Raw genomic sequence first — 13,041 nt, 5'->3', positions numbered from 1 at the left:
ACACACTCAAATATTTTATCACTATGAAAATCCACTGTCAACCATGAATTCAAGATTTATTTTAATCTTCAATTTTATGATCGATAGCAATATTCTTGTATCTTCTCATACCTGTACCTGCAGGAATGAGTTTACCAATAATTACATTTTCTTTTAATCCGATCAGATGATCTTCCTTGCCCTTAATAGCTGCTTCTGTTAGAACTCTAGTGGTCTCTTGGAAGGATGCTGCAGATAAGAAGGATTCTGTTGCAAGGGAAGCTTTGGTAATTCCTAGCAACACACGCTTTCCAACCGCAGGCTTACCGCCATTATCTTCGACTGCTTTGTTCTCCGCTTCGAATTCATATACATTGCTAAGTCCACCTGGAAGCAAATCCGTATCTCCTGCATCTTCAATTTTTACCCGCGCTACCATCTGACGTACAATTACCTCAATGTGCTTATCGTTAATATCAACCCCTTGCATTCTGTAAACCCGTTGTACTTCCTTTACAAGGTACTGCTGAACACCACTAACGCCTTTGATGCGCAGGATATCATGGGGATTTACAGATCCCTCTGTTATTTCATCTCCTGCCTCGATTCTTTGGCCTTCCTTTACTTTGATCCTAGAACCATAGGCAATAGAGTAGGTTCGCGCTTCACCATATTCGTCCGTAACGGTCACTTCACGATTTTTCTTCGTTTCATTAATGGACACACTGCCATTAATCTCGGAGATGATCGCTAATCCTTTAGGCTTTCTAGCTTCGAAAAGCTCCTCTACCCTTGGTAGACCCTGTGTGATATCGGCTCCAGCAACCCCTCCAGTATGGAAGGTACGCATGGTCAGCTGGGTTCCCGGTTCTCCGATAGATTGTGCTGCAATAATTCCTACAGCCTCTCCTACGTTTACCGCTTCTCCTGTTGCTAAGTTTCTTCCATAGCAGGTTCCACATACACCATGCTTTGTTCTACAGTGTAGTACGGTTCGAATCTTAACTTTGTTAATGCCCGCATCGATGATTTTACTTGCAATATGTTCTGGAATCATTTTGCTGGCTTCAATAAATAATTCTCCTGTTTCTGGATGTCTTATATCTTCTAGGGCATATCTTCCTACAATTCTATCATATAGAGATTCAATCAATTCATTTCCATCTTTGAAGTCTTCAACTGCAATCCCTTCGTTCGTTCCACAGTCAATTTCTCTGATAATTACATCCTGACTAACATCTACAAGTCTTCTTGTTAAGTATCCAGAGTCTGCGGTTCTTAGGGCTGTATCCGCCAGTCCTTTTCTAGCTCCATGGGTAGAAATGAAATATTCTAGTACCGATAAGCCTTCACGGAAGTTAGACTTAATCGGAATTTCAACTGTATGCCCAGTCGCATTGGCCATCAATCCACGCATACCAGCCAGCTGACGAATCTGATTTTTACTACCCCTCGCTCCGGAGTGTGCCATGATAAATACATTGTTTAATTTACCTAGATTTTTCATTAATGCATCTGTAACTTTTTCTGTTGTTTCCTGCCAAGTTTGAATAACTTTTTCATATCGTTCCTCGTCAGAGATCAGTCCTCTGCGATAAGCCTTTTCATATTTGTCAACAATTTCATTGGCCATTGACAAGAATTCTTCTTTTTCTTTAGGGATCTCCATATCAGATACGCTAATGGTGATCGCCCCGATCGTGGAATAATGGAAGCCCATCTGTTTGATATGGTCTAGCATATGGGCTGTCATTGTATTGCCGTGAACCCTAAAGCACTTATCAATAATTTTTCCTAAAGCCTTCTTATCACAAAGGAAATCTATTTCCAAGGCATATTTGTCTTCCGTCCGATCTACAAACCCTAGATTTTGTGGAATCTTCTCATTAAAAATGAATCTTCCTACGGTGCTCTCAACCAGTTTCCCAGAATCATCCAGAGACAGCTTCCTTCGAACCTTTACCTTTGTATGAAGGGTGACGACTTTATTTTCATAGGCCATCAGCATTTCTTCAAAATCTTTAAAGATCATCCCTTCGCCCGGGGCATTCTCCACTTCTACAGTCATATAGTAGCTGCCCAAAATCATATCCTGGGTTGGCGTAGTAATTGGGGCACCATCTTTCGGTGCCAGGATGTTGTTTACGGAAAGCATCAAGAATCTGGCTTCCGCCTGTGCTTCTACTGACAATGGCACGTGCACCGCCATCTGGTCTCCATCGAAGTCAGCATTGTATGCCGTACAAACCAATGGATGCAGCTTGATCGCCTTACCTTCTACCAGTATGGGTTCAAAAGCCTGAATCCCTAGTCTATGCAAGGTCGGGGCACGATTGAGCAACACAGGATGTTCCTTAATGACCTCTTCCAACACATCCCATACCTCTGGCCGCACTCTTTCCACCATTCTTTTTGCACTTTTAATATTATGCGCATACCCGTCGTTTACAAGGCGTTTCATTACGAAAGGCTTAAATAATTCTAGTGCCATTTTCTTAGGCAATCCGCACTGGTAAAACTTTAATTCCGGCCCTACAACAATAACAGAACGTCCAGAATAGTCAACACGCTTACCCAGCAAGTTTTGTCTAAAACGTCCTTGCTTCCCTTTTAACATGTCAGATAGAGACTTTAACGGTCTGTTTCCAGGTCCAGTTACCGGTCTGCCGCGTCTGCCGTTATCAATCAATGCATCTACTGCTTCCTGAAGCATACGTTTCTCATTTCGCACAATAATATCCGGCGCGCCAAGATCTAACAGCCTCTTGAGTCGATTGTTTCGATTGATTACCCTTCTATATAGATCGTTCAGGTCAGAAGTAGCAAATCTACCACCATCCAACTGTACCATCGGTCTTAGATCCGGCGGAATAACAGGGATAACATCCAGGATCATCCACTCAGGATTATTTTCAGACTTTTTGAAAGCTTCGACAACCTCTAGTCTGCGGATCGTTCGGATTCTTTTTTGCCCCGAACTGTCTCGCAGCTTTACACGCAGATCTTTTGAAAGTTTTTCCAATTCTATTTGGTTTAAGATATCTTTAATCGCTTCAGCTCCCATAGCTGCCTTAAATTGATTGCCGAACTTATCACGGTATTCCCGATATTCTTTTTCGCTCAACAGCTGCTTATAGCTTAAGGAGGTTTCTCCCGGATCTGTAACAATATAAGATGCAAAGTAAAGCACTTTTTCTAAAGCACGAGGGGACATATCCAATAATAGTCCCATTCTGCTTGGAATTCCTTTGAAATACCAAATATGAGATACAGGAGCAGCCAATTCGATATGCCCCATTCTCTCCCTTCGAACTTTTGACTTCGTCACTTCAACGCCACATCGATCACATACAACGCCTTTATATCTTACCCGTTTGTACTTTCCGCAGTGACATTCCCAGTCCTTCGTAGGTCCAAAAATCTTTTCACAAAACAACCCTTCTTTTTCAGGTTTCAGTGTACGATAGTTAATGGTCTCCGGTTTCTTTACTTCTCCCTTTGACCAACTTCTAATTTTTTCTGGTGAAGCTAATCCAATCTTTATAGACTCAAAGTTGTTCAATTCAAACAAGGAGTTTCTCTCCCTTCATTTTGGTATATGTCGCGAAATTATTCGTTCATTTCTTAAAAATCGTCATCCTCATACTCGTCGTAGTCGCTGTATTCCTCATGACTTGCGTAATCTTCATCCTGTACTAGATCCTCTGTGTCAAAATCATCAAGAACATCTGCATCCTCTTTTTCTTCAACTGCATCGTCCTCTTCGTAGACACTGTACTCTTCTCCGTCTAGGATTACATTCAGGTCACTGATATCATCCTCCACCGATTCGCGGATTTCGATTTCTGCATCTTCTTCTGTTAGAACCTTAACATCTAATGCCAAACTCTGAAGTTCTTTAATCAATACTTTAAAGGACTCAGGAACGCCTGGTTCAGGAATATTTTCGCCTTTCACAATAGACTCGTACGTCTTTACACGTCCAACCACATCGTCAGATTTTACCGTTAAGATTTCTTGCAATGTATGGGCAGCACCATAAGCTTCCAGTGCCCAAACCTCCATTTCTCCAAAACGCTGTCCACCGAACTGGGCTTTTCCTCCAAGGGGTTGTTGCGTTACCAAAGAATAAGGTCCTGTACTTCTGGCATGAATCTTATCATCTACCAGATGATGAAGCTTTAGCATGTACATATAGCCTACGGTTACACGGTTATCAAAAGGCATACCGGTTCTACCATCATAAAGCACCAATTTCCCATCTTCTGGATAACCACATTCTTTCAGCACTTCGCGGATATCCTGTTCATCAGCACCATCAAATACAGAGGTAGCTACTAACCAGCCTTTCTTTTTTGCAGCTAAACCTAAATGGATTTCCAGCACCTGACCGATATTCATACGTGATGGTACCCCAAGTGGGTTCAATACTACCTGCAGCGGTGTTCCATCTGCAAGGAAAGGCATATCCTCTTCCGGCAGCACTCTTGAAATAACCCCTTTGTTCCCATGCCGCCCTGCCATCTTATCTCCTACATTGATTTTTCTTTTCTTCGCAATATAACATCTTACAAGTATATTTACACCAGGAGGAAGTTCATCTCCATTCTCCCGGGTGAACACTTTTACATCTACAATAATTCCCGATTCTCCGTGAGGCACTCTTAAAGAAGTATCCCTAACTTCTCTTGCCTTTTCCCCGAAAATTGCACGGAGTAGTCGCTCTTCTGCAGTAAGCTCGGTTTCCCCTTTTGGCGTAACCTTCCCCACCAGAATATCTCCAGAATTAACTTCTGCACCAATTCGAATAATCCCTCGTTCGTCTAAATCTCGAAGAGCTTCTTCTCCTACGTTCGGAATATCTCTGGTAATTTCCTCTGGTCCTAGCTTTGTATCTCTGGCTTCTGCTTCGTATTCCTCAATATGAATAGAGGTAAGGGCATCTTCCATAACCAATCTCTCATTTAATAAGATCGCATCCTCATAGTTATAGCCTTCCCAAGTCATGAAACCGATTAGAAGATTTCTTCCTAATGCAATTTCTCCCTTGTCCGTAGAAGGCCCATCGGCAATCGTCTCTCCTTTTTCTACATGCTCGCCTTTTGATACAATCGGCCTTTGGTTAATACAGGTTCCTTGATTGGAACGCTTAAACTTCAGCAGTTTATATTTGTCACGACCCTGACCGTCATCTCTTTTTACAATAATTTCATCAGCCGATACCCGTTCAATAATTCCTGCATTTTTTGCTAAAATTACGGTTCCGGAATCCTTAGCGGCTACGAACTCCATACCTGTTCCAATAATCGGCGCATCGGTTTGAAGTAATGGTACTGCCTGACGCTGCATGTTCGAACCCATAAGGGCACGGTTGGCATCATCATTTTCAAGGAACGGAATCATAGCTGTAGCTACAGAAACCATCTGCTTCGGTGATACATCCATGTAGTCTACTTCATCCTGAGGAACTACGTCGATATCTCCCTTACGCGTTCTTGAAGTTACTCTACGGTTAACAAATCGTCCTTCTTCATCTAGCGGCTCATTGGCCTGTGCAACAATGAATTTATCTTCTTCATCAGCGGTTAGATAGTCAATCTTCTCCGTTACAACCCCTCTTTTTTTATCTACCTTCCGGTATGGAGATTCAATAAAACCATATTCATTGATTCTTGCGTAAGTTGTTAGAGAACCAATCAAACCGATGTTCGGACCTTCAGGGGTTTCAATTGGACACATACGGCCATAGTGGGAATGGTGAACGTCACGCACCTCAAAACCTGCACGTTCCCTTGAAAGACCGCCCGGTCCAAGAGCAGATAATCTTCTCTTATGGGTCAATTCTGCTAAAGGATTGGTTTGATCCATAAATTGAGACAACTGGCTGCTTCCAAAAAACTCTTTTATAGACGCAGCGACCGGCCTAATATTGATTAATGCCTGCGGTGTAATTACATCAATATCTTGAATGGTCATTCTCTCTTTAACAACTCTTTCCATCCTAGATAGACCTATTCTAAATTGGTTTTGCAAAAGCTCGCCTACAGAACGTAATCTTCTGTTTCCGAGGTGATCGATATCATCAATTTCTCCTACTCCGTGGGCTAAACTGAGAACATAACTAATAGAAGCAACGATATCATCAATAATAATATTCTTAGGTGACAATTCCCTGCTTCTTTCTTTTAGCGCTTCTCTTAGTTCGTTTTCTAGTTTATATGTATCCAGGATTTCTCGTAATACAGGATAGTGAACTTTCGTCTCGATATTTAATCCATCTATATTAAAGGATATGTATTCTCTAATATCTACAAAGTGGTTTCCAATTACTTTAACAATTTTTCCGTCGTCGCCGAGAATATTCACTGCTTTAATGCCTGCATTTTCAATCATGATGGCTGTATCTCGATCAATTTTGTGACCTTCTTCTACGTAAATTTCACCAGTACTAGCGTTTACAACAGCTTCCGCTGCTTTAAATCCTGAGATTCGATTGACTAATCCTAGTTTTTTATTAAACTTATAGCGGCCAACCTTTGCTAAGTCATACCGTTTTGGGTCAAAAAACAAGGAATCCAACAAAGATCTTGCACTTTCCACCGTTGGTGGTTCCCCAGGTCTTAGCTTTTTATAAATCTCCAATAAGCCTTCTTCCTGGGATTTTGTATTGTCTTTATCCAATGTATGGATAAGTCTTTCATCCTCTCCCAATAGCTGCAGTATTTCTGCATCAGTACCGAAGCCCAGAGCTCTTAACAATGCTGTCATTGGCTGTTTTCTTGTTCTGTCTACGCGAACAGAAATGACATCATTCGAATCTGTTTCATACTCTAACCATGCGCCACGATTAGGAATTAATGTGGTAGAATAGAGTCGCTTTCCGGTTCTGTCCACTTGTTCTGCATAATAAGGTCCAGGTGAACGTACCAACTGGCTTACAATTACCCGCTCTGCACCGTTTATAATAAAAGTCCCTGTATCGGTCATGAGTGGGAAATCACCCATAAAAACTTCTTGTTCCTTTACCTCGCCTGTTTCTTTATTAATTAGGCGAACTTTTACTTTCAAAGGAGCAGCATAGGTAACATCACGCTCTTTACTTTCTTCCACCTCGTACTTTGGTTCTCCATCAAGAGAATAGTCAATAAACTCTAAAATTAGATTTCCAGTATAGTCCTGGATTGGTGAAATATCTTCAAAAACCTCCCTTAAACCTTCTCTTAAAAACCATTCATAGGATCTTCTTTGAATTTCAATCAAATTTGGCATATCTAATACTTCGTCGATACTGGAATAACTCATTCTGGTTTTTCTTCCGACCTTAATAGGATGTGGCATTTTTTTCACCCCTTGTAGTATTATAAAAAAGTCTTCTTTAAACATTTTGTAGGAAGACTTTTTTGGAACACATAATGAAAATTATGACTTATCCACAACTTGCAGTGGTTCATAATTTTCCATGTGCTGCAAAAAAGCTTCTTTGCCCTTCTGTCCTACTTAATAATAGGCATGAATAAAAGCTTCCGATTATTAAAAAACCTAAAGCCTTTTAAGTGGATCTTTTTTTATACATTGTTGTGGAATTTTTCTTTCTTTTTGTTTATAATAAGAATATATACACGAAAGTCTTACAGGATAAATATGTATATTATAATATCCTCTATACTATTGCCATATTTTTTATTATTTATACAATGGGCCTAAAACTTTTGACTTGTATGGCATTATATAATGCTATCACAATGATTTTTTATTGTCAAGCCTGTTTTTTCTTTATTTTTTGTTATGTTACGAAAACTCTTTTTTACTATATAAATAAGCGCAAGAAGACCGAAAGGTCTTTTTTTATTGTCTTTTTTCACCGCCCCTTTAATTCTGTAGATTAACTAAAATTTAAAAATCAACTAACAGCAACTTAACATTCGTACTCTACACTAAGAGTGACAGTATCCTCTCGTATTATAAAAATATCTTAACACAATACTTTTATAGATTTGTGACTGAGATGAGAATCTTTATTTATCCACCCAGGTCCTCCCCTACCAGGATCCGGAAATAAAACCAGGTTGAAAGTTAAACTTCTCAGTCATACATCTATACTTGAAAGGAGGTATACATAAATTTTTTGTCCATTCATCATTGCTTTTTATCCTTAGTAAAAAGAAATTATAATTTTTGGGGGTGTATTGCGTGTTCAAGATGAAAAACAGAGTTTTACCTATTCTTGCACTACTACTCGTTTTAACTGTTGCATTATCTGCATTTTTACCCAGTGACACATTTGCTCAAGCTTTTAGCAAAACTAACAATACATATAACGGAAAGACGCCAAAATATGTCTTCTTATTTATTGGCGACGGTACCAGCTTTCCGCAGATTGCTGCTGCAGAGATGTATCTAGGTGCTCAGAAAAAAACGACTGCACCACAAACAAAAGCCTTAGACTTTACAAATTTTCCAGCTACTGGTGTAGCAGCTACTTTTGACAGTGATTCTTTTATTCCTGATTCTGCTTCTACCGGTACTTCTATTGCTTCTGGCATTAAAACCGGCAACGGCATTATCAATATGGATCCGCAAAAGCAAACTAGTGTTGAACCTATCACAAGAAAACTTAAGGATAAGGGTTATAAAATCGGAGTTGTTTCCAGCGTATCCATCGATCATGCTACACCTGCAGTTTTCTATGCAAATGAAGCAAGCAGAAACAACTACTATGAAATTGGTTTACAATTAGCCAACAGCAACTTCGACTATTTCGGAGGCGGTGGCTTTAAAGATCCAGAAGGCAAAAACACAAAGATGCCTAATCCTCAAAATATACTTGACGTCGCAAAGAAAAATGGATTTACAGTTGCAAGTACAAAGGATGAGATTCTTCAATTAAATAATAACTCCGGAAAAGTCATCGCCATCAATCCAGAACTGGATGCCGATAAAGCTATGCCTTATGAAATTGACCGAAAAGATGGAGAGTTAAAGCTCTCTGATTACGTTAGAAAAGGCATTGAAGTATTGGATAATAAAAACGGTTTTTTTATGATGGTTGAATCGGGAAAAATCGACTGGGCAAACCACGCCAATGACGCAGCTGCTTCTATCCATGATACTATTGAATTCAATAACGCTGTAATGGAAGCTTACAAGGTATATGAAAAATATCCGAACGATACACTCATTATCGTAACCGGAGATCATGAATGCGGTGGATTAACGATCGGTTTTGCCGGAACAGAATATGAAACCTTCTTTAATAAACTTGAAAAACAGACCCTGTCTTATATCGGTTTTGACAAGATTATCAATGACTATAAAAAGAGTACAAAGCCTGAAAACTACAAATTTGAAGATTTACTGCCACAAATCAAAACTGCATTCGGCTTAACTGCATCTGCTGATGGTACCTCCGGTTTAGTACTGACAGCTTCTGAATACTCACGTTTACAAGAGGCTTTTAAGCGCAGCATGGAAGCAAAAGCAGATAGAAACTATACCGATCATGAAAAAATTATCTACGGTACTTATGAACCATTAACCGTTACATTAACGCATATTCTAAATAACAAAGCAGGATTAAGCTTTACCACATACTCCCATACCGGTCTTCCAGTCCCTGTATATGCAGTAGGACTTGGTCATGAGTTATTTAACGGCTCCTATGACAATACGGATATCTACAAAAAAATGGCAGCCATCACAAAAGCAGACCAGAAATAGCTTCTATTATAGCAAAATGATTTTTAGTAAGCATAACGAGATTATATTTTTGCCAGATAGAGGTCCATTTCGGCCTCTATCTATTTTATCTATCCAGAAAGGAATGAACGCTGCATGCGTAAATATTTCTGCAATTCTGATGCAATATCCGCACTTGTGGTAACTGCCCTTGTCATCCTGCTGGCCTTTGTGCCTACCGGTTTTCCCACCAATCAATATCCTGATAGTGTACGTGCAGCTGCCCTTGTTCTAGATACCAATGATTCAACTATGTACAGTACCGGAATCATACGGCAAGGCGCGCAAATCTGCACCCTTCAGGTTTTAAATGGTCCCTACAAGGGCCAAATAATAGAAGGCACCAACCGGTTTATCGGAAAAATGGAAATGGATAAAGTATTTGTACAGGGCGATAAAGCCCTCGTTGTCCTAGATACCTACCAAGGGAAAATTCAATTCGCAAATATCATTGATCACTACCGCATTAACCTTGAATTAATTCTTTTCGGCGCTTTTGTGCTTCTACTGATCGGATACGCCGGTTGGACAGGTGTAAAGGCTTTACTTTCCTTTGTATTGACCATACTGATGATTTGGAAAGTTCTCATCCCTACCCTTTTAAAGGGCTGGAACCCCATTATTGTATCCATGGGTGTTGTGGTACTGTTAACCTTAGTAATTATTGTACTGGTAGGGGGATACAACCGAAAATCTCTCGTAGCCATTATCGGGTCTTTAGCCGGTACTTTTCTAACGTGTTTCCTAGCCATCATTTTTGGTGCTCAATTTAAGGTACATGGCGCCATCATGCCATTTTCAGAAAGCCTTTTGTACGCTGGCTATGATTATTTAAATTTAACGGATATCTTTATTGCGGCAATCTTCATCGCATCCTCCGGTGCTTTAATGGATTTGGCCATGGATATATCTGCTGCCATGTATGAAATCATACAAAATAATCCTTACATCACCACGAAAGAAGCGATAAAATCCGGCTTGAATATTGGCCGCGCAGTCATCGGCACTATGACTACCACGCTGTTGCTGGCCTACTCTGGCGGCTATATTGCTCTTATGATGGTCTTTATGGCACAGGGAACACCCACCATAAATATATTTAATCTAAAATATGTTTCTGCAGAAATTCTCCATACCATCGTAGGAAGCTTCGGACTTGTTACTGTAGCACCCTTTACAACAATTGTAGCAGGCTTTGTATTTACCCAACCTTCCTTTGTTAATCAATTGAAACAGCAGTTTATACCGCCGCAGCATCAACCAGTTATTACAAAAGCGTCATTACAGAAAGAAATCTAATATCTAATCGTTAATGAATTCATCTGCTTATCGCATTCACAACTTTATTGTCTGAATGACCTAAAAGTTAAACGATAGAAAAAGGTATTGTGATTACTCACAATACCTTTTTCTATCGTTTATTACTTCACTTCTACAGAAGCGCCTACTTCAGTTAATTTTGCTTTGATTTCTTCAGCTTCTTGCTTAGAAACGCCTTCTTTTAATGTCTTAGGAGCGCCATCAACTAAGTCTTTTGCTTCTTTTAATCCTAAGCCTGTTAATTCTCTTACTACTTTAATAACTTTGATCTTTTCAGCACCAGCACTTGCTAATACTACATCGAACTCAGTTTTTTCTTCAACTGGAGCTGCTGCTGCTCCTGGAGCTCCGCCCATCATTACTGGAGCTGCTGCAGATACACCAAACTCTTCTTCACATGCTTTTACTAATTCATTTAATTCTAATACTGTCATGCCTTTAATCGCTTCAATAATTTGATCCTTTGTCATTTTATATACACCTCCGAATTATTTTCCCAAAATGATTATTACGCTTCCGCACCATCTTGCTTATCAGCAATTGCTTGTAATAAGTATGCAAGATTTGATAATGGTGACTTAATGCTTCCAAGGAATTGTGCAAGTAATACTTCTCTTGATGGGATATTGGCAATTGCCTTTACCTTTTCTACATCACAGTATTGACCTTCTACAAGTCCTGCTTTTAACTCAAGTTTCTTATGATCCTTTGCAAAGTCACTTAAAATCTTTGCAGGTGTTACAGGATCATTGTATCCGAATGCGATGGCATTTGGACCTGTTAAGTCGCCTAGCAATGCTTCAAATCCAGTTTCTTGAGCAGCCATTCTTGTCATCGTGTTTTTATATACCTTGTACTCTACGCCGGCTTCTCTCATTTTGCTTCGAAGTTCTGTAACCTCTTCTACTTTTAAACCACGATAGTCAACAATAATCGCTGATTGTGCTTTGCTAAACTTCCCTTTGATTTCTTCTACGATCTGCTTTTTTGCATCCAATTTGCTTGACATTTAGATGTCCACCTCCTCTGCAATTTTACTATTGCTGGGTCCGTTCTGTTAAAAATAACAGAACCTCTCTGCCGTAGACATAGAGAGGTTCAATAATTTCCTTAAATCTATAGAAAATTACCTCGGCAGGCTTTCTTTAAACCCATTGGGTACCTACTGTCTACGGTTTATATTCATATTTCATTTACAACTATGCAATTGTATCATTGTAAACTATATATGTCAATACTGCTTTATTGGTATATTAACCCACTACACGAACAGGATTTATTTTAACACCAGGGCCCATTGTACTCGCAACAACTACACTTCTTAAGTATTGTCCTTTTGCTGCCGCTGGTTTTGCTTTAATGATTGCTTCCAATAAGGTTTGGAAGTTATCTGTTAACTTATCTACACCGAAAGATACTTTACCAATCGGTACGTGGATAATATTTGTTTTATCTAGACGATATTCTACCTTACCGGCTTTAATCTCGTTAATGGCCCTTTCAACTTCAAAGGTAACCGTTCCAGATTTTGGATTCGGCATTAATCCCTTTGGTCCAAGTACTCTACCAAGTCTACCTACGAGTCCCATCATGTCAGGTGTTGCTACAACAACATCGAATTCAAACCAATTCTCGTTTTGAATTTTTTGTACTAAATCTTCTGCACCTACATAATCTGCTCCGGCAACTTCTGCTTCTTTCGCTTTGTCACCTTTTGCAAATACAAGTACTCTTCTCGTTTTTCCTGTACCATGGGGCAATACGATGGCACCTCTTACTTGTTGATCTGCGTGTCTTGAGTCAACGCCCAGTTTCACGTGTACTTCAACAGTTTCATCAAACTTTGCTTTTGCAGTTGTTAATACTAGGTTAAAAGCTTCGTTTGGATCATATAAATGCATTCTGTCAATTGTTTTAAAGCTTTCTTGATATTTCTTACCTCTTTTTGGCATTTGGTTCCCTCCCTGTGGTTTTAACGGTGTTGAGAATACCTCCCACGCGATTTGC

At 39.7% G+C, this 13,041-nt stretch carries 7 protein-coding genes and 1 other annotated feature; of the genes, 2 read left to right on the top strand and 5 right to left on the bottom strand.

All coding sequences use genetic code 11. From position 1 onward, the window contains the following. Nucleotides 1-61: 61 nt before the first annotated feature. Entirely contained in the window at nucleotides 62-3,550 is a 3,489-nt protein-coding gene (gene rpoC, locus Gferi_RS17360; RefSeq protein ID WP_069978694.1) for a DNA-directed RNA polymerase subunit beta', read from the bottom strand. 53 nt (nucleotides 3,551-3,603) lie between these two features. Next, the gene (rpoB, locus tag Gferi_RS17355; RefSeq protein ID WP_069978692.1) at nucleotides 3,604-7,317 is read right to left on the bottom strand and encodes a DNA-directed RNA polymerase subunit beta; all 3,714 of its coding nucleotides are present in this window, start codon (nucleotides 7,315-7,317) and stop codon (nucleotides 3,604-3,606) included. An 861-nt stretch (nucleotides 7,318-8,178) separates the two neighbouring features. On the opposite strand from rpoB, the gene Gferi_RS17350 reads away from it, so the two are divergent. Together Gferi_RS17350 and Gferi_RS17345 are read left to right on the top strand one after the other, a co-directional pair. Further along, nucleotides 8,179-9,696 (top strand): alkaline phosphatase, encoded by a 1,518-nt coding sequence (locus tag Gferi_RS17350; protein WP_069981493.1) that lies wholly within the window; start codon nucleotides 8,179-8,181, stop codon nucleotides 9,694-9,696. Between the two features lie 114 nt (nucleotides 9,697-9,810). Then, the gene (locus Gferi_RS17345; RefSeq protein ID WP_069978690.1) at nucleotides 9,811-11,013 is read left to right on the top strand and encodes a YibE/F family protein; all 1,203 of its coding nucleotides are present in this window, start codon (nucleotides 9,811-9,813) and stop codon (nucleotides 11,011-11,013) included. 122 nt (nucleotides 11,014-11,135) lie between these two features. On the opposite strand, the gene rplL is transcribed toward Gferi_RS17345, so the two are convergent. From rplL to rplA, 3 genes are all read right to left on the bottom strand, one after another. After that, complete coding sequence (gene rplL / locus Gferi_RS17340) at nucleotides 11,136-11,504, bottom strand: 50S ribosomal protein L7/L12 (RefSeq protein WP_069978688.1); 369 nt, start codon at nucleotides 11,502-11,504, stop codon at nucleotides 11,136-11,138. A gap of 38 nt (nucleotides 11,505-11,542) precedes the next feature. Beyond that, on the bottom strand, nucleotides 11,543-12,043 hold the full coding sequence (rplJ, locus tag Gferi_RS17335; protein ID WP_069978686.1) for a 50S ribosomal protein L10: 501 nt from the start codon (nucleotides 12,041-12,043) through the stop codon (nucleotides 11,543-11,545). Between the two features lie 47 nt (nucleotides 12,044-12,090). Further along, nucleotides 12,091-12,227, bottom strand: a sequence feature (ribosomal protein L10 leader region). 60 nt (nucleotides 12,228-12,287) lie between these two features. Then, on the bottom strand, nucleotides 12,288-12,986 hold the full coding sequence (gene rplA / locus Gferi_RS17330) for a 50S ribosomal protein L1 (RefSeq protein WP_069978684.1): 699 nt from the start codon (nucleotides 12,984-12,986) through the stop codon (nucleotides 12,288-12,290). Nucleotides 12,987-13,041 lie beyond the last annotated feature (55 nt).

It is taken from the genome of Geosporobacter ferrireducens, from assembly GCF_001750685.1.
GTDB classification, from domain to species: domain Bacteria; phylum Bacillota; class Clostridia; order Peptostreptococcales; family Thermotaleaceae; genus Geosporobacter; species Geosporobacter ferrireducens.
This window is presented reverse-complemented; position numbering and strand designations above follow the sequence as displayed.